Origin of the sequence: Arthrobacter alpinus (assembly GCF_001445575.1) — a bacterium.
GTDB classification, from domain to species: domain Bacteria; phylum Actinomycetota; class Actinomycetes; order Actinomycetales; family Micrococcaceae; genus Specibacter; species Specibacter alpinus_C.
Genome location: NZ_CP013200.1, coordinates 421,036 through 441,763 on the forward strand (window position 1 = coordinate 421,036; position 20,728 = coordinate 441,763).

At 60.0% G+C, this 20,728-nt stretch carries 20 protein-coding genes, 1 tRNA gene, 1 pseudogene and 1 riboswitch; of the genes and pseudogenes, 11 read left to right on the forward strand and 11 right to left on the reverse strand.

Translation table 11 applies throughout. From position 1 onward, the window contains the following. Positions 1-204: 204 nt before the first annotated feature. Genes AS189_RS01755 through AS189_RS01765 form a run of 3 tightly spaced genes read right to left on the reverse strand, consistent with a single transcriptional unit; the run spans position 205 to position 3,246 of the window. Positions 205-1,002 carry an energy-coupling factor transporter transmembrane component T family protein gene (locus AS189_RS01755; RefSeq protein WP_062285902.1) on the reverse strand — a complete coding sequence of 266 codons (798 nt, stop codon included), beginning with the start codon at positions 1,000-1,002 and terminating at the stop codon, positions 205-207. Next, positions 999-2,591, reverse strand: coding sequence for an ABC transporter ATP-binding protein (locus AS189_RS01760; RefSeq protein ID WP_082633974.1), 1,593 nt, complete (start codon positions 2,589-2,591; stop codon positions 999-1,001). The genes AS189_RS01755 and AS189_RS01760 overlap by 4 nt, the downstream gene beginning before the upstream one ends. Positions 2,592-2,595: 4 nt before the next feature. Next, positions 2,596-3,246 carry an ECF transporter S component gene (locus AS189_RS01765; RefSeq protein WP_062285904.1) on the reverse strand — a complete coding sequence of 217 codons (651 nt, stop codon included), beginning with the start codon at positions 3,244-3,246 and terminating at the stop codon, positions 2,596-2,598. Between the two features lie 46 nt (positions 3,247-3,292). Continuing rightward, positions 3,293-3,410: riboswitch (TPP riboswitch) on the reverse strand. Positions 3,411-3,659: 249 nt separating this feature from the next. Here AS189_RS01765 and AS189_RS01770 point away from each other — a divergent pair. Continuing rightward, entirely contained in the window at positions 3,660-3,920 is a 261-nt protein-coding gene (locus AS189_RS01770; RefSeq protein WP_062285906.1) for a DUF4235 domain-containing protein, read from the forward strand. Between the two features lie 167 nt (positions 3,921-4,087). Here the strand turns inward: AS189_RS01770 and mnhG are convergent, their stop codons facing one another. Genes mnhG through AS189_RS01800 form a run of 6 tightly spaced genes read right to left on the reverse strand, consistent with a single transcriptional unit; the run spans position 4,088 to position 10,602 of the window. Next, on the reverse strand, positions 4,088-4,450 hold the full coding sequence (gene mnhG / locus AS189_RS01775; RefSeq protein ID WP_062285908.1) for a monovalent cation/H(+) antiporter subunit G: 363 nt from the start codon (positions 4,448-4,450) through the stop codon (positions 4,088-4,090). Beyond that, a complete protein-coding gene (locus AS189_RS01780) occupies positions 4,447-4,713 on the reverse strand; it encodes a monovalent cation/H+ antiporter complex subunit F (RefSeq protein WP_062285910.1) in 267 nt (88 codons plus the stop codon). Before AS189_RS01780 ends, mnhG begins: the two co-directional genes overlap by 4 nt. A 5-nt stretch (positions 4,714-4,718) precedes the next feature. Beyond that, positions 4,719-5,408, reverse strand: a complete 690-nt coding sequence (locus AS189_RS01785) for a Na+/H+ antiporter subunit E (protein WP_337589194.1) — start codon at positions 5,406-5,408, stop codon at positions 4,719-4,721. Continuing rightward, on the reverse strand, positions 5,405-7,033 hold the full coding sequence (locus tag AS189_RS01790; protein ID WP_062285912.1) for a Na+/H+ antiporter subunit D: 1,629 nt from the start codon (positions 7,031-7,033) through the stop codon (positions 5,405-5,407). The genes AS189_RS01785 and AS189_RS01790 overlap by 4 nt, the downstream gene beginning before the upstream one ends. Positions 7,034-7,036: 3 nt before the next feature. Next, entirely contained in the window at positions 7,037-7,624 is a 588-nt protein-coding gene (locus tag AS189_RS01795; protein WP_082633975.1) for a Na(+)/H(+) antiporter subunit C, read from the reverse strand. Further along, positions 7,621-10,602, reverse strand: coding sequence for a Na+/H+ antiporter subunit A (locus AS189_RS01800; RefSeq protein ID WP_062285914.1), 2,982 nt, complete (start codon positions 10,600-10,602; stop codon positions 7,621-7,623). The genes AS189_RS01795 and AS189_RS01800 overlap by 4 nt, the downstream gene beginning before the upstream one ends. Positions 10,603-10,823: 221 nt before the next feature. On the opposite strand from AS189_RS01800, the gene AS189_RS01805 reads away from it, so the two are divergent. After that, positions 10,824-12,143, forward strand: coding sequence for an MFS transporter (locus AS189_RS01805; protein ID WP_062285917.1), 1,320 nt, complete (start codon positions 10,824-10,826; stop codon positions 12,141-12,143). Positions 12,144-12,471: 328 nt separating this feature from the next. Here AS189_RS01805 and dcd read toward each other — a convergent pair whose 3' ends face one another. Then, complete coding sequence (gene dcd, locus AS189_RS01810) at positions 12,472-13,056, reverse strand: dCTP deaminase (RefSeq protein ID WP_062285918.1); 585 nt, start codon at positions 13,054-13,056, stop codon at positions 12,472-12,474. A 154-nt stretch (positions 13,057-13,210) separates the two neighbouring features. Between dcd and AS189_RS01815 the strand changes: the two genes are divergently transcribed. The 7 genes and pseudogenes from AS189_RS01815 to AS189_RS01840 all read left to right on the forward strand — a co-directional run bounded on the left by AS189_RS01815 (position 13,211) and on the right by AS189_RS01840 (position 17,754). After that, positions 13,211-13,696 (forward strand): cation:proton antiporter regulatory subunit, encoded by a 486-nt coding sequence (locus AS189_RS01815; protein ID WP_062285920.1) that lies wholly within the window; start codon positions 13,211-13,213, stop codon positions 13,694-13,696. 9 nt (positions 13,697-13,705) lie between these two features. Further along, entirely contained in the window at positions 13,706-14,884 is a 1,179-nt protein-coding gene (locus AS189_RS01820; protein WP_062285922.1) for a cation:proton antiporter, read from the forward strand. A 230-nt stretch (positions 14,885-15,114) separates the two neighbouring features. After that, positions 15,115-15,561, forward strand: a pseudogene (locus tag AS189_RS01825) (hypothetical protein); the annotation flags it as partial. Between the two features lie 208 nt (positions 15,562-15,769). Beyond that, the gene (locus tag AS189_RS01830) at positions 15,770-16,093 is read left to right on the forward strand and encodes an SHOCT domain-containing protein (protein WP_062285927.1); all 324 of its coding nucleotides are present in this window, start codon (positions 15,770-15,772) and stop codon (positions 16,091-16,093) included. Positions 16,094-16,271: 178 nt separating this feature from the next. Further along, positions 16,272-16,342, forward strand: a tRNA-Gly gene (locus tag AS189_RS01835). Between the two features lie 117 nt (positions 16,343-16,459). After that, positions 16,460-16,594, forward strand: coding sequence for a hypothetical protein (locus AS189_RS20955; RefSeq protein ID WP_272946732.1), 135 nt, complete (start codon positions 16,460-16,462; stop codon positions 16,592-16,594). Continuing rightward, positions 16,591-17,754 (forward strand): N(5)-(carboxyethyl)ornithine synthase, encoded by a 1,164-nt coding sequence (locus AS189_RS01840; protein ID WP_062285929.1) that lies wholly within the window; start codon positions 16,591-16,593, stop codon positions 17,752-17,754. The genes AS189_RS20955 and AS189_RS01840 overlap by 4 nt, the downstream gene beginning before the upstream one ends. Positions 17,755-17,810: 56 nt before the next feature. Here the strand turns inward: AS189_RS01840 and AS189_RS01845 are convergent, their stop codons facing one another. Continuing rightward, positions 17,811-19,142, reverse strand: coding sequence for an MFS transporter (locus AS189_RS01845; protein WP_062285933.1), 1,332 nt, complete (start codon positions 19,140-19,142; stop codon positions 17,811-17,813). 144 nt (positions 19,143-19,286) lie between these two features. Between AS189_RS01845 and AS189_RS01850 the strand changes: the two genes are divergently transcribed. Both AS189_RS01850 and panD read left to right on the forward strand, forming a co-directional pair. Then, complete coding sequence (locus AS189_RS01850; RefSeq protein ID WP_062292741.1) at positions 19,287-20,147, forward strand: LysR family transcriptional regulator; 861 nt, start codon at positions 19,287-19,289, stop codon at positions 20,145-20,147. 48 nt (positions 20,148-20,195) lie between these two features. Beyond that, the gene (gene panD, locus AS189_RS01855; RefSeq protein WP_062285935.1) at positions 20,196-20,606 is read left to right on the forward strand and encodes an aspartate 1-decarboxylase; all 411 of its coding nucleotides are present in this window, start codon (positions 20,196-20,198) and stop codon (positions 20,604-20,606) included. The last annotated feature ends 122 nt before the right edge of the window (positions 20,607-20,728 follow it).

Genomic DNA, 20,728 nt, shown 5'->3' on the forward strand with positions numbered 1-20,728 from the left:
AGGAATCATGACAGACGGACCTAACTCGTGTCAAGTATGAGTTGTGTCACAATTTCAGGCTCGGCGCGCGAAGAGATATTTATGGCTCGGGGGGGTCGTTATTACCATTCGCCCCCGGCCTGCCAGCAGCGAATGGTAATAACGACCCCCCGAACCAGGAAAACCCGATTCAACAGGAGCCCTGTCCAAGAAATTCCGGGATTTCTAGCCGAACACCGGATTCCACGTGCCAAGCACGACGGCGGCAGTCACCGACGCTCCTGCCATCGCCAAGCCCCCACTCGCCACCAACAGGTCACGCCGTGAATAGGTGGACTCACGAGCCCAAGTGCGCGGGCCCACGCCGAAGCCCTTGGCTTCCATGGTGGTGGCCAGCCGTGTGGCACGCCGCACGGCTTGCACCAGCAGCGCCATGGCTTGGCCCAGCTGGGCCTTGATGCCACGGAAAAAGCCCTTTCCGCCGCCCACGCCCCGCGCACGGCGGGCCATACCGAGGGTTTGCCATTCGGTCACCAGCAAGCCCACAAGCCGCATCGCTGCGAGCGCGCCGAGGACGAATCGGTGCGGCAGCCGCAGTTTTTGTGCCAGTGCATCGGCCAGATCGGTGGGATCGGTGGAGGCCAGCACAATGACTCCGGGCAGGGCAATAGCCAAACCACGCAGCGCGATGGCAATACCCGATTCCGTCGATCCGGTAGTGAACACCACCGGCCCCAGTGACAGCAAGACCTCACCTGTTTTCGGCGCCAACAGAGCAGTGCTGTAACCGCCCACAACGGCTGCTATCAGAATGGGCCAGCCCCGCTTCAAGAGCATTCCTGCACTCAAACCGGCCAGCGGCAGCAGTGCGCATTCAAGCACCAGCGCCACTGTTGCCGAAACCCAGTCCACGCTGATCAACAACACAAGGGTGAGCACCATGCCGGCCCCAAGTTTGGCCAGCGGATTGACTTCCGCCAGCCATGCGGTGGAACGCGGTGTGGCAATGATGTCAACACTCATCGATGCACCGCCTTCTGCGCCGGCTGCGGATGTGCCAACTGTTTCTCCTGCGCCGCGAGCGGCACGGCACCTTCCCCGGAGTCGCCCAGAACCAGCCGACTTCCGCCGAGAACCGCTGTGAAGGCGGCGTCGTGCGTCACCGATACAACAGCCGTTCCGGCATCCAACAACTCGGTTAACAATGACGCCAGCTCCGCCCACGTATTGGCATCCTGACCAAATGTGGGCTCATCCAGAATCAACACCTGCGGGCTCGCAGCCAACACCGTGGCCACTGACAACCGGCGTTTCTCGCCACCCGAAAGCGTGAACGGGTTCGCATCAGCCAAATGCTCCAGCCGAAGCCGAGTCAGCAGCTCATCGACAGAATCACCACCGTGCCCCAAAATCTTTGGCGCAAACAGCAGCTCTTCCCGGACACTATGGGCCACAAACTGGTGCTCAGGTTCCTGGAAAACTGTACCGATCCTGCTGATCAAATCACGCCCCCGCCATTTCAACGGCGCAGACCCGGCCCCGCGAGCCAGCTCAGGCAACGCTGTGAGGCGCCCGGCAGCAGGTGCCAGCAATCCAGCCAGGGTCAGTGCCAGCGTTGATTTTCCGGCACCATTGGGGCCGGTCACGCTCAGCGCCTGACCCGCCTTTACCTGCACAGAAGGCACGACGGCGGCCGGCACCACCGGGTGCCGCTTGCGTCCCTTGGTGCGGGATACAGCAAGATCTCCCGCTTCAAGCAGAAGGTGAGCTCCGGCGTCGTCCGGGTTGATCATGGCGTGCGGCAGGAGTGTCCGGGGCCTCACGTGCGGGACGTAGCCTGGCACCCAGATCCCGGCCGCCGCCAACAGCTCGCGGCTCTGCGCCATGACTTGCGCCGGCGGGCCGTCAAAGAGGACGCCGCCGGGCTCACCCAGCCGGGCCGGGGCCAGGACCACGATCCGATCCACCACATCCAGCCAGACAGATACCCGGTGCTCCACAACAACCAGGGTGGCACCGGATTCATCCAGGCTGCGGCGCACGGCATCGCGCACCTCAACAACACCGGCCGGATCCAGATTGGCTGTGGGTTCATCCAGGAGCAGCAGCCCTGGACGCATGGCCAGCATTCCGGCGAGGCCAAGGCGCTGCTTCTGGCCTCCCGAGAGCGAGGAACTCGGATGATCGAGTGGCAGGTCCAGGCCCACCGACTCCAGCGCAGCACTCACGCGGCGCCAGATTTCCTCCCGAGGCACGGAAAGGTTTTCCGCACCAAAAGCCACGTCGTCACCAATGCGCGAGAGCACTACCTGAGAGTCCGGGTCCTGCTGCATGAGTCCAGAACGGCCGCGGGATTCCGCCACGGGACGGTCGTCGATGAGCAACTGGCCCGATTCGTTGGCATCCTCGTCGTCGCCCAGCACGCCCGCCAAGGCATGCAGCAACGTGGACTTGCCCGCACCGGATGGTCCGAGTAAAAGAACCCGCTCCCCCGGTGCGATCTCCAAATCCAGATCATGAACGGCGCGAGTGTGCCGGCCTGAATGCTGCCAGCCCCAGCCCTTCGCACTGATCCGCGCCGGGGTACTTCCCCGGCTTCGCTGAATAGTCACCGGGCTACACCGCGCGTTCGGTGGCAGCTCCACGGGAGGGCAGATTTGCCAAGGCGCCGGTTCTGGCCAGACCACGCACAGCCAGCCAGGAGACCAAGCCGGCAATGACGGCGCCGGAGATCATGGCCAAGACCACGTAGACGAGCTTCCACTGCGTAGCCCACTCGATGTTCCAGACCAGGCTGTCATTGATACCCAAGGCCAATCCCGCCAAAGCCCCGGACATCAAGGCCACCGTGAGGTTGAATTTTCGGTAACGGAAGAGTGCAAATCCCAATTCGGCGCCCAGGCCCTGGACAAGGCCGGACAGCAGCACCGTGAAGCCGAAGTGCGTGCCCAACAGTCCTTCCACCATGGCAGCAATGAGTTCGCAATACAGTGCGGCACCGGGTTTGCGGATAACGAGTCCACCCAAGACGCCGGCAATCAACCAGCCGCCACCGTACAACGCACCCAGGGGCGGGAAGGCAACGGTGATGGCGCTGGTCAGGCCGTATCCGGCGGACCACAGCCAGAAGATGACACCCAAGGCAACACCCAATACGGACACCACAACGATGTCCACCACGCGCCACGTGCTCTTGCGTGCCTGTGCGGTTTGGGGGCTTGGGCTACTTTGTTGCGGGGCGTTTTCGCCCGCGAATGACTTGCTCATGTTTCCTCCTTTTCAGGAGGGGCGGCCGCGGCGGTATTTCCGCGCAGCCGAAGAGAACTCGACTCCCTTCGCCGGTACTAACCGGAGCAGGTTCGAGGGTCTGCGGTGAACCGCACTCTCAGCGTCTATTCCCAGGATGGGACGACGCTCCCCTGTCGTGTTTGAATTGCGGCTCCAGTTTACCCCCGCCCGCTGCCGGGGGCCAATGCACCCGGTAACACTTCCCCTGCAGCCACCGATGCCGTTTGACGATTCCGCCATAGTTTGAACTGTGTCGAAAACGTCAAAGTGGCGCGAAAACTACACAACACCACGGGGAACCGAGTGGGCGGCTGGGGTTGCCGCGACGAAAGGGCTAGGCTGACCATAAGGATTTCTTGGCCACAGACCCGTCAAACACGCAGGAGTCATTTATGAACATCGTCTTCAAATTGCTCGGAACCGGCGTCAGCTTGGGAGCCGGTTTTGCGGCCAGCAAGCTCGTGGACACCATCTGGGAGAAGAGCACGGGCAACAAGCCACCAAAGGACGGCGCGGATCTGGAAAATAGCCTGCGTTCGGCCCTGACCTTTGCGCTGGTTTCCTCGGTGGTTGCGGCCATCATTCAGACCCTGGCCGGGCGCACCACCCAGAAGGCCATTGCGCGTTTCAACAAGCACCCGGAAGAGATCTAAGGGCGCACTTCACCCTCACCAAGGCGTCATTCGCCGTCGCATTTGATCACCATGGTTGATCATCACGCACGACGGCGGATGGCGCCTTTCGTGTTCCCTGCGGCAGCAATGCGCTTGGTCCCCCAGCAGACATGGTCGTTCAGCGGAGCCCCTCAGCGGCGCTGCGCTTAGTGGTTGGACTCGTCCTCGGCTACGGCGGCAACCACTTGATCGAGCTCATCGACACTCAGCATTTCCGGACGGCGGTGCTTGGTGCGGTAACCAGCCCTACCCACCATGTGGGCCGAAACCGGCACGGTCAACAGCTGGAACATCCAGGCGACAATGAGGATTGGCAGCAGCGACCAAGCCCGCATTTGCAGGCCAATGGCCGCCAGCATCAGCAGCAGGCCCAGAACCTGTGGCTTGGTGGCGGCATGCATGCGGCTCATGAGGTCCGGAAACCGCAGCAGGCCTATGGCTGCAGCGAGGCTCATCAGGGCGCCCACCAGAAGGCAGATAGCTGTCAGCACATCAATGAGCGTGTTCATCCGTCGTCCCTCTTATGTGCCACGAATCGGGCTACTGTTACTGATCCAATGAATCCAATCACCGTCAGCACCACCAAGAGCGCCAAATTATCGGTGTGTTTGTTCACGGCCATTTCCGTGGCCAGCGAGGCGCCAAAGATGGCCAGCAGTACATCGGCCGCAATCACCCGGTCCAGCAGCGAGGGCCCGGCGGCAATCCTGTAGATGGTTCCGGCAGCGGCCAGCGCGAGCACCACGGCAACAATAATGACAACAACACCCATAGCGCTCACTGGCCCCCCTGTTCTTTCTCAGCTTTTTCTACACCGGCAGCACTATTGAACGGTCCAATGTGAGCCCGCACCGTGTCGATATGGGCCACCATGGGTGCACCTGCCCGTTCTCGATTCAGCGCAGACAGTTCCGCCCTGGTACCCATAATCTGGATCAACCGGGCCTCAATGTCCTGGATGCCGCGGCGAACTTCCTCCACGGATTCCGGCGTTGGAGCATTCATGGCGTGGACATACAGGGTGGCCGCTCCCCTGTCCACCTCAACCACCAGTGAACCTGGAATCAGCGAGAGCACATGGCCCACGGCAGTCATGAGCAAATCCGACGGACTCCGCAATGGCACGGCAATCACTGCATTGCGAATTTTTGGACCCTTCACAATTGCCCAACGCAACACATGGAAGCTAGCAACTGTGACCTGCTTGAGGAACCACCCCAAGAAAACAACTGCACGCGGAACGTTGAAGCGGCCACTGAGTTCAATGGGAGGCAGGTAAAAAGTGTGAGAAACCGCAAGTGCAATCAATGCCCCGAAGGCCAAGTTACCTAGGCTGAAGTCCTGCCATAAGGCACCCCAGATAACAACTAACCAAATAAGCAGTGGCAGCTTTTGCAGCACGTTGAGTTTGCGCCGATCATGCCTTGACTCATCCTTGCTGGACTCGTCCACGGTGGATTCACTCACGGCGCACCGGCCCCACTGCCGAGTACGGCTTCAATGTACGGCGTACGTTCCAGCATGCCGGCGGCAGCCTCTTGGCTCAGTTCAAAGAGGGGCCCGGCAAAGACCGTCATGGCAACACCGAGAAGGACCAAACCCATGGTGGAGTACACCATCATCTTGGGCAGAATGGGGACCTCGTTGTCGCCGGAGAACCGCCCCTCGGTGGCATCAACGTGCTTGCTCGTGCGCAGCGCGCGCATGCTCTGTGCACCTGAGGCATCCGGAGCCGTAGCCAACAGCACGGGGTCAGGATCCTCGGCGTCGACCGTACTGCGCCAGAACACACGGTTCCAAACGCGGGCCATGACCAGCAGTGTGAGCAGGCTGGCAACAACGCCGCCAACCACCAACGCGTACGCCAGCGGCGACCCATCGGCCACACCAGCCTGCAGGAGCCCCAACTTTCCCAAGAATCCGGAGAATGGAGGGATGCCGGCCAAGTTCATGGCGGGGATGAAATACAGCACCGCAAGGATCGGCGACAGCTTGGCCAAACCGCCCAAACGCGTAATCGAGGATGTTCCGCCGCGTCGTTCGATCAGACCCGTCACCATGAACAGTGAGGTTTGGATGGTGATGTGGTGGATGACGTAGAAAATGGTGGCTGCCAGTCCCAGCACCGATGAAAGCGCGACGCCGAAGATCATGTACCCGATGTGGCTCACCAAAGTGAAGGACAGCATTCGCTTGATGTCCGTCTGGGCGACGGCGCCAAGTATCCCCACAATCATTGTCAGTAAGGCGACCACCAGCAGCACCGAGTTGAACTGACCCGAGGGAAACAGCAGCGTCTCTGTGCGGATGATGGCGTAAACGCCCACTTTGGTCAGCAATCCGGCAAACACCGCTGTGACCGGGGCTGGCGCTGTGGGGTAGGAGTCAGGGAGCCAGAAGGACAAGGGGAAGACTGCCGCCTTGATACCAAAGGCCACGAGCAGCAGAACATGCAAAAGTCCCTGCGTGCCAGAATCCAGCTCACCGAGCTTGATGGCAAGGTCTGCCAGCGTGACAGTCCCAGTAGCGCCATAAATCATGGCGATGGCAATGAGGAACAGCAGCGAGGACACCACACTGACCACCACGTAGGTGATGCCCGCCCGGATTCTGGACCCGGTGCCGCCCAGTGTCATCAGAACATAGCTAGCCGTCAGCAGGATTTCAAAACCAACGTAGAGGTTGAACAAGTCACCGGCCAAGAAGGCGTTGGACACTCCTGCTACCAGAATCAGATACGTGGGGTGAAAGACGGATACAGGGCCGCCTTCTTCGCTGTCGGCAGCTCCCTGCCCAGTGGCGTAGGCGAGGACGGCAAGGCAAACTGCCGAAGAAATCACCAGAAGCAGCGACGAGAACTGGTCCACGACCATGACGATGCCAAAAGGCGGGGCCCAGCCGCCCAAATGGACGGCGATGGGGCCCGTGGTCCAGACGCTGGCCAGTAGCCAGACTTCAAGTCCGAGTGTAACCGTGATGGTACCTAGGCTGACTCGGCGCTGAGCCTTGGGCCTTTTGATCAGTACAAAAGCCACGGCAGCACCCAGGAAGGGCAGGACAACGGCGAGCGGAGCAAAGCTGGCAATGTTCATGTCCTACTCCTTTCCGGGCTTGTTGGTCTTGTTTAGCTTGTTGGGCTGATCGTGATCGTCGTGCGGCACGGGGGATTCGGGGTCCACCTGTTTGACTGGGCCGGCGATCGGCACCTGGGCTACCTTCCTGTAGCCAATACCTGGAATGGTTTCTCGCTTAGCCACAGGATGGGTGTTCTCATGGAAATCTGAGACTTCAACGGCAATCTCTGAGTCTTCCTCGTCGTCGTACAGGTCCTGCTTGGCAACGCGAATATCCTCCCTATCCACCTGGATTTGGTCCGCGTGGCTCAGGAGCCATGACCTGTAGATCAGGCTGAGCATGAAAGCCGTCACGGCGAAGGAAATGACAATGGAGGTCAGGATGAAAGCCTGGGGCAAGGGATCATTATATTCCGTTGATGGAATATCTTTGTTGAAGATCGGAGCCAATCCGGCATATCCACCGGTCGTCAGCAAGAGTAGGTTCGTTGCGTTGGCCAACAACATCAGGCCGAGCAGAACCCGCGTCAAGCTGCGTTCTAACAACAAGTAGATTCCGACGGCATAGAGAACACCCATGACCAGGAGCAGCGTGAGATTGACGCTCATCGAGCAACCTCCAACGGCTCGTCGTCCTCAATCATTTCTATACCTGCCATGCCGCCTTCTTCATGTTGGTCAATCTCCGACCCTAGACTGCGCAGCACATCAACAACCAGACCCACCACCACAAGATAAACGCCAATGTCGAAGAGGGTAGACGTCACAAATTTCACATGACCAAAGATGGGCGCATCAAAGGCGATGATGGCACTCTGGAAAATCTCGCCACCGAAGAACAGCGGCCCTACTCCGGTCAGGGCGGCCAAGGCCAAGCCAACACCCAACAGCGTTCCAGCTGAAATGCGCGTTGCCTCTGCCAGCTCGAAACGACCACCAGCCAAGTAGCGGATGGTCAGGGCGAGCCCGGCCACCAGCCCCCCGGCAAAACCGCCGCCGGTGCCATTGTGCCCGGCAAGCAGCAGGTAGATGGAGACCACGATGATGCTGTGGAACACCAATCGGGTGACAACCTCAATGATGATGGAGCGCCGCTCAGGTGCCAGTGTGCGCCCGGCCACCAGCCATGGATTACCGGGTGAGGCAGTGAATTTCTTGGCAATTTCAATGGTGGGGCCGAAGCCGGGCACCGTTTTCAGCTTGCCAATACTTCCACTGGCCACCGTCACGGCCCGTGGGAGCCTTTGACCACGCCCCCTGACAAAGATCAAGCTGGCCACACCTGTGGCGGCAATGGCTAGAACTGAAATTTCACCGAACGTGTCCCAGGCACGGATGTCAACAAGCGTCACGTTGACCACGTTGAGCCCACCGCCGCCTTCATACGCCATGAGTGGCATGGCCAGGCTGACGGGATCGTGAATGCGTGCACCCATCGCGATGATGGCTACAACCACCATGACCGCACCGAACACAATACCCAGAATCATGCGGGCCAGGCGGTGGCTGCCTGCCTGCTTGCGTTCCATCAGTCGCGCTGGCAGCGACCGCATAGCCAGCACAAAGGCCACGAGAATGATGGTTTCCACGAGCATCTGGGTCAAGGCGAGGTCAGGAGCACCTTGCAAGGCAAAGATCAGCGCAATTCCGTACCCGGTGACCGAAACCATCAGTACTGCCATGAACCGCTTGCTGGCATTGGCTGCCGCGACAGCGCCAATAACAATGACGGCGCCGGCAACGATCTGGAACGGGGAGGTGGGATCCACAAAGTAAACGTCGTGGTTCCAGTTCTGTTCGGTCAAGAACAGCACAGCCAACACGGAGGCGATGGCCGTGGACAAAATGACGGCAAGGTAGAAGAACAGCGAACCACGCTGGGTACGGCCCGTGACCCAAATGGCGACGGCATCCAAAAGCACAATGGCCTGCCTGTAGATTCGCTCAAAGTCCATCGGCGACGGCACCATCGCCTGGAAGGCCTCCATCTTGCGGCGCAGCATGAACAAAGTAATGCCAGCAGCAATCACAATGGCACTAAGTCCCAGTGCAGGCGTGAAGCCATGCCAGAGCAGCAGATGCATGCCGTGCGGGTCATATGCCGGGAATTGCTCGCTGTAAGGCTTGATCCACCCCTCCACGATCTGAGGAAAGATTCCATAGGCCAACGTCAACAGGCTCAGAAATGCTGGGGCAGCCAGGAACGTCCAACCAACCGGCTTGAACACGGTTGCCATGCCCTTGGGCTTCGTAGCAAAGCCGCCCCACATGAACCGCGCACTGTAGGCGAAGGTCAAAATAGAACCAAGAACCATTCCCACCAGGACGGTCCAGCCGACTCCCGGCCCCGCAGGTCCATGCATCGCAGAAGCGATGAATGCCTGGAAGATGCCTTCCTTGGCAACAAATCCGGCCAGCGGCGGAAGCCCGGCCATGGACGCGGCACCAATCAGGGCCACCATGCCCAGTTTCGGGGCGGACTTGAACACGCCGGACAATTCACGAATATCGCGGGTCCCGCTCTGGTGGTCAATGATGCCCACCACCAGGAACAAGGCGGCTTTGAACAACCCGTGAGCCAGGACCATGGCCATGCCCGCCAAGGCGGCTTCCTGCCCGCCCAGCCCCACCACCAGGGAGATGAAGCCGAGCTGGCTAACCGTGCCGTAGGCCAGAATCAACTTCAGGTCATACTGTCGCAGGGCGCGCCAGCCACCCAGAATCATGGTGCCTAATCCAAGCACCACAATGATGACTTGCCAGTATTCGGTCTGCGAGAATCCCGGCGCCAAGCGGGCAATGAGGTAGATTCCAGCCTTCACCATGGCTGCTGCGTGCAGGTATGCGCTCACCGGTGTGGGCGCGGCCATAGCACCGGGCAGCCAGAAGTGGAACGGCAACAGCGCAGATTTTGTGACCGCGCCAACCAGCAGCAAGGCAATCCCAATGTCCAGCACCATTTTGGGGCTTCCGACGGCGGACATTAGCTCGGGCGCCTTCGCCAGGACTTCGGAAATGCTGTAGGTGCCAGCGCTCTCGCCCACCATGATCAGGCCCACCAGCATGGCCAGGCCGCCGAAGGTGGTCACCATGAGTGCCTGCAAGGCTGCTCGCCTGGCCGCGATACGGGTGCGGGCGTATCCAATGAGCAGGTAGGAAAGGACAGTTGTCAGTTCCCAAAAGATAAACAAAAGAATGAGGTTGTCAGCTGTCACCAGACCAAACATGACGCCAGCGAAAGCGAGCAGCTGGGAACCAAAGCCGCCAAGCCAGGCATCGTCAGTCTTGAAGTATCTGGCACAGTAGGCCAGCACCAGCGCGCCAACGCCGAGAACCAGCAGGGACATCATCCAGGACAACTGGTCCATTTTGAAGGATAGATCCAGGCCCATGACAGGGACCCAGGAGATGTCTAAGGCCGGACTGGGAAGCGTGTCGGAAAACACATTGTTGTATTGCGCCACAAGCCAAACAAAGCTGATTCCGGGAACCGCGGCCAGAATATAAAACGCCGAACGGCCCCATTTAGAGAATAAAATGGGCGCAAAAATGGCAACAACGAAGTGTGCACACAGGACAAAAAGCACTAAAGGCTCCACATGTTTCGGGCTGGAAATGAGCGAATCACGGGGGTTTACGTCGGTTCCCGACCCCTCCATCCTACCTAACCGAGCCCGGTCTCGGGCTCGCATTGCAGTGGCGACGATGCTACTTGTGCAAGATTCCAACGTGCATTAAGTGTCCGGTTGGTGCTTAATGTTCCGCGCCCCTGCCGCGTCACCTGCAAGTGACGGATAGCATGTGCCCTATGACTGAGTACCCTCCCGCAGCCGCTGCTCTGCCCGTTTCCACGAGCAAATCTCCCGGGACCACCTGGCAAATCACCGCATGGGCGCTGTGGGATTGGGGCGGCGCTGCCTTCAACGCCGTCATGACCACCTTCATTTTTACGGCCCTTTACCTGACGGGTGACGATTTTGGTGGCGCAGATAAGGCCACAGCAACACTCGCCTTTGCCATGTCAGTTTCGGGTTTTGCCATTGCGCTCTTCGCCCCTGTTGCGGGCCAGCGCACTGACCACAGCGGTCGCCGCAGGTTGTGGCTGGGCATCAACACACTCATTGTGGTGGTGCTGACGGGTGCCTGCTTCTTCGTGCAGCCGCAGGAATCGTTCCTACTCTTTGGCTGCATGTTGATCGCCGCTGGCCATGTATTCTTTGAGATCGCCGGGGTGAACTACAACGCCATGCTGTTGCAGATCTCCACCAAGAAGACCATCGGGCGCATTAGCGGGTTCGGCTGGGCCGCCGGATACCTGGGTGGAATCGTCGCCCTGCTGATCGTGTACTTTGCCCTGATCAAGCCGGATGTCGGCATCTTTGGCATCACCAGCGCCGATGGCATGACCTACCGGGCCGTAGCCGTATTCTCGGCCCTCTGGATTCTAATTTTCTCTATCCCGGTGATGCTGGCCATTCCCGAATCAAAGCCTGATCCCAATATGCCCAAAGTGGGATTCTTCCAGTCCTACAAGGAGCTTTACCGAACCATCATGCGGCTGTGGCGCACCGATCGCCACACCGTGTATTTCCTGATCTCCAGCGCCATCTTCCGCGACGGGCTCGCCGCCATCTTCACGTTCGGGGCCGTACTGGCCGTGGGCTCCTTTGGCTTCAAGCCCGGTGACGTGTTGATCTTCGCCATCGCTGGAAACGTGGTGGCCGCCGTCGGAGCCCTGTCAGCTGGCTTCTTCGACGACAAATTTGGTCCCAAAGCCGTCATCGTCACCTCCCTGGTGGGCCTGCTGGTTTCCGGCGGTGCGCTGCTGTTCCTCGACGGCAAGAATGCGTTCTGGGTATTCGGCCTGATCCTGTGCCTCTTTGTGGGTCCGGCACAATCCTCGGCCAGAACGTTCATGGGTCGGTTGGCGCCGGACGGACAGGAGGGCGAAATGTTTGGCCTCTACGCCACCACGGGCCGCGCCGTCTCCTTCTTGGCCCCGCAGCTGTTTGGCTATTCCATCTTGATCTTCGGCGCTCAGCGTTGGGGCATCATCGGCATTCTGGTGGTCCTACTGGCTGGCCTGCTGCTTCTGCTGCCGGTCAAGGCTCCCCCGCATGAACGCTGACCCTATGCGCCGGACTCAGCGCCAGTTCAGCGCATAACCCTCGCGCCGTTTCCCCATGCGCCCCACCCGGCTCGAGTTCAGCGCATAACCCTCGCGCCTTTTCCCATGCGCCCCACCCGGCTCGAGTTCAGCGCATAACCCTCGCGCCGTTTCTTTATGCGCCGAGCCCGCCATCGGTCTGGCGCATGGGCGCCTATGCGCCAAACTCAGCTCGAGTTCAGCGCATAAAGGTAACTGAACTTACGACGGCGGCCGGTACCTTCCACACAGAAGGTACCGGCCGCCGTCGTAAGTCAGCTAAGCACTATCTAGCAGGCTGTTGAGCTACTTAGCCCTGCTCAATTTTGGTGCGGTGGAAATTCTGGAACGATTTGGACGCCGTCGGGCCACGCTGGCCCTGGTATCGGTTCTGATGAGTGCCCGTGCCGTAAGGGTTCTCGGCCGGGGAGGACAACTGGAAGAAGCAGAGCTGGCCAATTTTCATGCCGGGCCACAACTTGATGGGCAGCGTGGCCACATTGGAAAGTTCCAAGGTGATGTGGCCGGAGAAGCCGGGGTCAATGAACCCGGCGGTGGAGTGTGTGAGCAGGCCCAGGCGTCCCAGCGAGGACTTGCCTTCAAGGCGTGCAGCAACATCGTCGGGAAGGGTGACCGTTTCGTAGGTGGAAGCCAGCGCAAACTCGCCCGGGTGCAGAATGAACGCCTCGTCTGGCGCAACCTCAACCATGCGGGTCAGATCGGGCTGCTCCTCCGCGGGGTCGATGTGGGCGTAGCGGTGGTTGTCAAAAAGCCGGAAGAACCTGTCAATGCGCACATCAACGCTCGATGGCTGCACCATGGCAGGGTCGTAGGGGTCCAAGACAATCCGCTTGGCGTCAATTTCGGCACGTATGTCGCGGTCAGAGATCAGCACCCTCTAAAAATAGCGTATTTGAGGCCACGTGAGGTTAGCAAAGCCCCCGAAACCACATCAGTTCAGACTCAATTGCCAGCAGCGGGACTATTTTTACCCTTTTCGGCGTTATTTATAGGCGCGCAGAGTCATCTGCACAGCTAAGGTGAGAACCATGAATATTGAAGAGACCCCTCTTCCCGGCATTGGTGTGCGCAGGGAATTGCGGCTTGCAACCGGACGACGAGTGGGCGTTGTGACCCACCGTGACGGCCACACAGAGTTGATCCTGTCCCGCGTTGACGATCCCGATGCGTGTGCGGCGTCCATTCCGCTGACCGCCGAGGAAGCCGCCGGACTGGGACAGCTGTTGGGATCGGCCCAGCTGATTGCCCAGCTCAGCGCCGAGCAGGAAAACGTATCCGGCATCAGCACGCACCAAATCATGATCCGCAAGGGTTCCGCCTTTGCCGGGCGCACCTTGGGCGATACGCAGATGCGTACCCGCACTGGCGCCTCCATTGTGGCCTTGCTGCGCGACGGCGATGTTGTTGGTTCCCCGCGCCCTGATGAAGTTCTGCATGTTGGCGACTTGGTGGTTATTGTCGGAACCGATGACGGACTGGCGGAGGCTGCCCTGATTTTGCAGTCTCGGCTCTAAGCCCCGGCTATGGATCCAACGACCCTCTCCATCATCCAGCTCGGCATAGTCTTTTTCGGGCTCGGTTTCTTGGGTCGTCTAGCGGGCCGCATTGGCCTTTCCCCCGTGCCGCTCTATCTCCTGGGCGGCTTGGCCTTTGGCGACGGTGGCTTGGTTAACCTTGGCGGCATTGACGGATTTGCGCACATTGCCAGTGAGATTGGCGTCATCCTCCTGCTACTTATGCTCGGTCTGGAATATACAGCCAAGGAGCTGGTTACCGGCCTGAAGCAGTCCTGGATGGCAGGGCTTGTGGACCTGGTTTTGAACATGCTGCCGGGCGTTGCCGTGGCCCTCATTCTGGGCTGGGGACCCGTGGGCGCGCTCGTCATGGCTGGCGTTACCTACAGTTCGTCATCCGGCATCATCGCCAAGGTCCTAGGCGACCTCGGCCGGCTCGGAAACCGTGAAACCCCTGTGGTACTGGCCATCCTGGTTATTGAAGACCTGGCCATGGCCGCATACTTGCCCATTCTGACGGCCGTTTTGGCAGGCGTGTCATTCCTTGGCGGGCTCACCGCCGTGGGAATTTCCCTGGCCGTGATCACCCTCGTTTTGCTGGGCGCACTGCGCTACGGGCACATGGTGTCCAACGTTTTGGACAGCCCGGACAGGGAATCATTCCTGCTCAAATTGCTCGGTGCAGCGCTGCTGGTGGCGGGCTTGGCATCAGCCCTGCAGGTCTCGGCGGCGGTGGGAGCGTTCCTGCTGGGCATCGCCATTTCAGGTGGTACCGCCGAAAACGCAACCCGCGTACTGGAGCCCTTGCGTGACTTGTTTGCGGCCATGTTCTTTGTGCTCTTCGGCCTCAATACCGATCCCCGCGAGATCCCGCCCGTCCTCGGTGTGGCGCTGTTGCTGGCCTTGGTGACCACTATTACTAAGTTGGTGACCGGCTGGTGGGCGGCCAGGCAACAGGGTATTGGTGTGCCGGGCCGTGCCCGAGCCGGCGCCGCCTTGATTGCCCGCGGCGAGTTTTCCATCGTCATCGCCGGCTTGGCCGTGGCCTCCGGGGCGGTCCCCGCGGAGCTGGCAGCCCTGGCCACAACGTACGTGCTGATCATGGCCATCAGTGGCCCGGTCGCAGCTCGTTATGTGGAGCCGGTGGTGCGCTTGTTCCAAGGCAAGAAGGCAGAACCCGTTTTCTAACCGGACGCGGGGTCGATGATAAGTCACCGCACCCAAATCGCACCCAAGTAAGGCACGACGGCGTCGCTAGCCCGGAGATTTCATGAGGGCAACGTTGCTTGTGCGTGCGGATTTAAGCGACGAAAGGTGCTTCTGAGCCGGGAAAATAGTGTTGTTGAAGCACTTGAGTACCGGCTGAAAGAAGCAACTTTCTGATGTCCAAGAATGCCCTAATTTTCCCCTCACTTCGTGTTGCCTCGAACGCGACAATGTCGCGGTTCTTCCAACAAGCCGAAGCAGCCCCGGACGTCTTTGAGTATGGCTTCGCCACGATGGCCCGTGAATTACGTTTCCGGGCGTGGGAAGCGGCCGGTGACCGGAACCCTGCCCTGCCCTGCCCTGACCGCATTGAATCCGCTCATCCTGGATCTCGATGCCACCTTGATACCCCGCATGGTGGCATGGATCAACGAGAAGAAATACTGGCAGCTGGCCCTGAACCAGGCCAAGGAAGAACGCACAGACGCGTGGGTCGTGAACGCCACCGTGCATTCTCGACGCTCACGGACTACCCGGCCGGCACGAACCTTTCCCTGCGTGCCGAGCCCCTGCATTCTGGTGCGCAGGCGACCTTACTGGATCCTGACGCGCACCGAATGCCCGCGTTCTTGACGAACTCCCCACGCTGGCACGGCCCCACCCAGCAACAAAAAGCAGACCCAGCACGCCAAAAGCCACGAAAACAGCCCGGCAGAAGATCAATCTCCTACCGGACCAACAACCAACCCGTCATGCAAAATCCATCGCTAGTGTGACGCTGTCAGGCCCGTCGCCACCGGGGTGACCGTATGATGGGAATACGGGCAGTTTGTCTGCCCGGAGCGTTACTCATTCAAGGAGAAAACCATGGCATTCGGCCGACGTAATCGACGCCCCTCCCTTCTGGGAACCGCAGCCCGCACGGCTGTCATCGCAGGCACCGCAACCGCTGCCAGCAATGCTGTTAACGCCAAGTCCGCCGGTCAGCAGGTTGCAGCTCAGCAAGCTGCCGAACAACAGGTACTGGCACAGCAGGCTCAGATGCTTCCCGTTCCCGAGGTAGCTCAGGCCCCGGCAGCCGCACCGGCAGACGATTTGCTCAGCAAGTTGGAGCGGCTCGCCGCTCTGCACGCATCCGGCGCCCTCACCGACACCGAGTTTGCAGCCGTCAAGGCATCCATCATCAGCTAGATGGCGGCTCCGCGTCCCGCCCAGCATCATGCCCATCACCACGCCCGGCGCCCAGCTGTAAAGCGTGCCGGGCGGGACGCGCCGTGTCACTGGTCAGAAACACTGCCATGATCGGGCTAGAATCAATACCGGAACAATGAGGCGCCAAGCCTCAGTGGTTCTAAAAAAGAAGTTCAATGCGGGCGTAGCTCAATGGTAGAGCGCTAGCTTCCCAAGCTCGATACGCGGGTTCGATTCCCGTCGCCCGCTCTGTGTAGCACCAATTGTTGCCTCTGGATTCGATTCCGGAGGCAACAGTTGGTTAACGCCGCCCTACGTGTAGGGTCGGGCTACGGGGCTATTTTGCCCCTCCTTTAGGGAGCTGACATGGGCGACAAATCACCACGGCAAACCGCGTCGAAGAAGTCAAGCAAGTCGATCAAGGAAAAACGCGCCGACAAACGCGCTGGCGATTCCGCATCAGCCACCACTGATAAACCAACCCCTGTGAAAAAGAAATGAACACCCCCGCAGCCGGGCTGCGCTTGGGAGTTATAGGCAAATCCCGCAAGCCCGATGAACGGCGCGCACCCATCCACCCGGAGCACTTTTCCCGGATGGAACCAGAACTCCGCGCACGCATGACGGTTGAGGAAGGCTATGGTCTGCGTTTTGGGGTCACTGACGATGTTCTCGCGACTATGGTGGGCGCCGTCGCACCCCGCGAACAGGTCATTGCCAACTCCGATGTGGTGCTCCTCCCCAAACCGCAGGCGGCCGATCTTGAAGACCTCAAGGACGGGCAGATCTTGTGGGGCTGGCCGCATTGCGTCCAAGACCGTGCCATCACCCAGCTGGCCATTGACAAGAAACTGACATTGATTGCCTTTGAAGCCATGAACCACTGGGCCCCCGACGGCGGATTCGGCCTCCACGTTTTCCACAAAAACAACGAGCTCGCCGGCTACTCATCGGTCATGCATTCACTGGGCCTGACGGGTTCCACGGGCGATTATGGCCGTCGGCTCAAGGCCGTGGTCATTGGCTTTGGCGCCACCGCTCGTGGCGCCGTGACGGCTCTGAATGCGTTGGGAATCCACGAGGTGCAGGTCCTCACGAGCCGCAATGTGGCAGCCGTAGCGTCCCCCATTCATTCGGCCGAAATGGTTCAATTCGATTTCGCACCCGATGCGCCGCACATCGGTTTTGTCATGCTCGAGGACGGCGACATGCCGCTGAGCACCTTCCTGGCCGAGGCCGACATCGTGGTGAACTGCACCCTGCAGGACCCCAACGCACCCATGACCTACCTGCGGGAAGAGGACCTTGACGCGTTCCGGCCCGGCAGCTTGATCGTGGATGTCTCCTGTGACGAGGGTATGGGTTTCAGCTGGGCCCGCAACACAACATTCACCGATCCCATGTTCACCGTGGGCAACTACATCAACTATTACGCGGTGGACCACAGCCCCAGCTATCTGTGGAACTCGGCTACGTGGGAAATCAGCGAAGGCTTGATGCCGTTCATCGAACCCGTATTGGCCGGGCGCGAAGCCTGGGCGGGCGTTGACACCATCACCCGCGCCATTGAAATTTCCGACGGCGTTATCGTCAACCCAGCGATCCTCGAGTTCCAGCACCGTCAGGAAAGTTACCCGCACCTGCCGCTGGCCGAAGGTTAATCTGCGGGGTCAAGTTAGACGGGGCGGGCCCGGCGGACGGCCGCCTGCCGCCTCGCTTAGCTGGCTTTGGCCACAATAAACACCGGATTACGGGCGCTGCGCAGATTGACGCGCAGCGCCAGTTGTCCGCGCTTGGCCAAGATTAATCCGATCACCACAGCGGCCAGGGCGGGCATACCGCCAGCAACAAGGGTGGCGCCCTGGACGCCCCAATTTTCCGCCATCCAGCCCATCAGCGGACCGCCCAGGGCTTGGCCGCCAATCAAGACCATGATGTACAGACTCATGACGCGTCCGCGAATGGAAACATTCGTTGACATCTGGACGAGCTGATTAGCGCTCGTCAAGAACAGCAGAGAAGCGAACCCAGCCACCACCATGACAACACCAAAGGTGACCATGTTCGGTGCAGCTGAAGCAATCATCAGCACGATCCCGTAAGTACCCGCCGCCGCCATGACACCGCGCAATCGCAAGGCGGCAAGGCGGGTGGAGGCAATCGCCCCGCACAAGGCACCGAGAGCAACCAGAGTATTCAGCAAACCGTAGCCGCCGGCACCGGCGTCGAACACGTTGTTGGCATAGGCGGCCAGCAACACCGCAAGGCTCAAACCAAACACGGCGAAGACGGCCGCCATAACGGCTGGCCAGAAGATGGTGGGCTTGCCCAAGGCGTAGCGAACACCTTCCATCAGCTGCCCCTTGGCGCGCTTCACTGGAGGCATCTGCACCAGTTCGCTCTTGCGAATCAGCATCAAGGATCCCACGGTGAGCGTGCAGGCCAGCGCGTTCACGGCAAAGGCCCAGCCACCGCCCACAGCCATGATGAGCACGCCACTGACGGCCGGACCGATCATGCCGCCCATCTGGAAAATCGAGGAGTTTAGGCTGATGGCGTTGCGTAATTGCCGCGGCCCCACCAGTTCATTGACAAACACTTGGCGTGCGGGCTGATCCGCCACCACCACCAGACCCAGGACAAAGGCAATGACGTAAATGTGCCAGACCACCAAATTATCGGTCAACGCCAGCACAGCCAAGATTGTTGCCAACACGGCCGCAGCTCCTTGGCTGATCATGAGAATCAGCCGCTTGGAGTACCTGTCCGCCAAGATTCCGCCCAGTGGCATCAGGAGCAAGGAGGGGATGAACTGCATGAAGACGGTGATTCCCACGGCTGTCACCGAACCTGAGAGCTCAAGAACCATCCAGTCCTGCGCTACTCGCTGCATCCAGACGGCAATGACTGCCACGAGGTTGGCGGAGGCAAAGATGCGGTAATTGCGGATTTTCAGCGAGGAAAAGGTCTGACTCCACGGAGGGCGTGTGGTCACTAGATTGATGGGGGCGGTCAGGGCAGCATTCGGTTCTGCTGTTGGGGGCGTCAACGCGGGGGTCCTGAGAGTAGAAGGTGATCGGGGTGTACCTTTTCAACCCTAGGGAGCACCAATTTATAATGAAAGGGTATGGTGCCTATAAATACTATTGAGCTTCGTAATAGCTACAGGAGTGCCGCCATGTCGGATGTCCCACTGTTTGATCCGGTCCAGCTCAAGAGCTTCCTGGCGTTGGCCGAAACTCGTAATTTCACCCGCGCTGCGGAGCGGCTGGGCATCAGTCAGCCAACCGTCAGCCAGCATGTGCGCAAACTGGAGCAAGCTGCCGGCCGAGTCCTGGTCACCCGCGATACCCGCGAGGTGCGCCTGACGGACAACGGCGATGCCATGACAGGCTTCGCCCGCACCATCCTGGCCGCCAATGATGTCGCCACCCGCTACTTTTCCGGCGCTGCCATGCGCGGTCGGCTGCGTTTTGGCACGGCCGATGACTTGGCCATCACCGGCCTGCCGCGGATTCTGCGTGAGTTCCGCCAGCTATATCCGCAGATCAACCTCGAACTCACCGTCAGCCAAAGCGATCAACTGCACCGCCGCCTCAAGGCTGGCGCCTTGGATCTGGTATTTGTGAAGTGGGTTTCGGGCGCGCAGGAAGGTGAAGTGGTTAAACAGGACACCTTTGCGTGGGTGGGTCTGGAACAAACGGTCTTGGAGCCCGGCGCGCCCGTTCCCGTCATCGCCTATCCTGCGCCGAGCATGAGCCGGAAACTAGCTCTCGATGCCCTGGAGAATGCCGGGCGCACGTGGCGCGTCACCTGCACCACCAAGCAGATCAGCGGGGTCTTGGCAGCGTTGCGGGCGGGGATCGGCATTGCCGTGATGCCGACGTCGCTGGTTCCGGAAGACCTAAAGATCATTACGAAGCGTTTTGACCTGCCGCCAGTGGGCGATGTGGACTTCACCCTGATCCGCAACCCGCTGGCTAACACCGAGGTTGTGGATGCCCTGACTCGCGCCATCATGGGCCGCAAACTCACCCCGGTCAGCCGGCGGTGAGGCAGTTCACAGCCAACGCTTGATCCGGAGCGGTAGACTTGAGCCGTTATGATTCGAACAATATTCAAATCCAAGATTCACCGCGCAACCGTCACCCACGCAGATTTGCACTATGTGGGCTCCGTGACAGTGGACGCGGATCTGCTGGACGCTGCCGACATTTTGCCCGGTGAACTCGTCTCGATCGTGGACATCACCAACGGTGCCCGTCTGGAAACCTACACCATCCCCGGCGAGCGCGGATCAGGTGTCATTGGCATCAATGGCGCAGCAGCCCACCTCGTCAATGTTGGCGATCTGGTCATCTTGATGACCTATGCCCAGATGACCACCGCCGAAGCACTGGACTTTGTGCCCACAGTGGTTCACGTCGATGCGCAGAACAAGATGGTGCACTTGGGCACTGACCCGGCAGAAGCCATCACCGAGGGCCTGCTGCGCCCGGCCTTGGCTCTCTAAAGCAGGCGATTCAAGCCTGGCGCTCTAGCCGAGCACCGCTGCACTGCTTAGCTGACTGCTGGTGTGCGGAGCACAGTCCACGCCAGCAGTTCTGACTCTGTCGGTTCCGCCCCGTCGAGCTC

Excerpts from the sequence above, each read along its gene's own strand:
- AS189_RS01820 (WP_062285922.1), top strand. The coding sequence starts at position 13,706 with ATGGATCCAACGACCCTCTCCATCATCCAGCTCGGCATAGTCTTTTTC.
- AS189_RS01765 (WP_062285904.1), bottom strand. The coding sequence starts at position 3,246 with ATGAGCAAGTCATTCGCGGGCGAAAACGCCCCGCAACAAAGTAGCCCA.
- AS189_RS01840 (WP_062285929.1), top strand. The coding sequence starts at position 16,591 with ATGAACACCCCCGCAGCCGGGCTGCGCTTGGGAGTTATAGGCAAATCC.
- AS189_RS01815 (WP_062285920.1), top strand. The coding sequence starts at position 13,211 with ATGAATATTGAAGAGACCCCTCTTCCCGGCATTGGTGTGCGCAGGGAA.
- AS189_RS01795 (WP_082633975.1), bottom strand. The coding sequence starts at position 7,624 with ATGAGCGTCAATCTCACGCTGCTCCTGGTCATGGGTGTTCTCTATGCC.
- panD (WP_062285935.1), top strand. The coding sequence starts at position 20,196 with ATGATTCGAACAATATTCAAATCCAAGATTCACCGCGCAACCGTCACC.
- AS189_RS01780 (WP_062285910.1), bottom strand. The coding sequence starts at position 4,713 with ATGGGTGTTGTTGTCATTATTGTTGCCGTGGTGCTCGCGCTGGCCGCT.
- AS189_RS01755 (WP_062285902.1), bottom strand. The coding sequence starts at position 1,002 with ATGAGTGTTGACATCATTGCCACACCGCGTTCCACCGCATGGCTGGCG.
- mnhG (WP_062285908.1), bottom strand. The coding sequence starts at position 4,450 with ATGAACACGCTCATTGATGTGCTGACAGCTATCTGCCTTCTGGTGGGC.
- AS189_RS01830 (WP_062285927.1), top strand. The coding sequence starts at position 15,770 with ATGGCATTCGGCCGACGTAATCGACGCCCCTCCCTTCTGGGAACCGCA.
- AS189_RS20955 (WP_272946732.1), top strand. The coding sequence starts at position 16,460 with ATGGGCGACAAATCACCACGGCAAACCGCGTCGAAGAAGTCAAGCAAG.
- AS189_RS01805 (WP_062285917.1), top strand. The coding sequence starts at position 10,824 with ATGACTGAGTACCCTCCCGCAGCCGCTGCTCTGCCCGTTTCCACGAGC.
- AS189_RS01790 (WP_062285912.1), bottom strand. The coding sequence starts at position 7,033 with ATGAACATTGCCAGCTTTGCTCCGCTCGCCGTTGTCCTGCCCTTCCTG.
- AS189_RS01770 (WP_062285906.1), top strand. The coding sequence starts at position 3,660 with ATGAACATCGTCTTCAAATTGCTCGGAACCGGCGTCAGCTTGGGAGCC.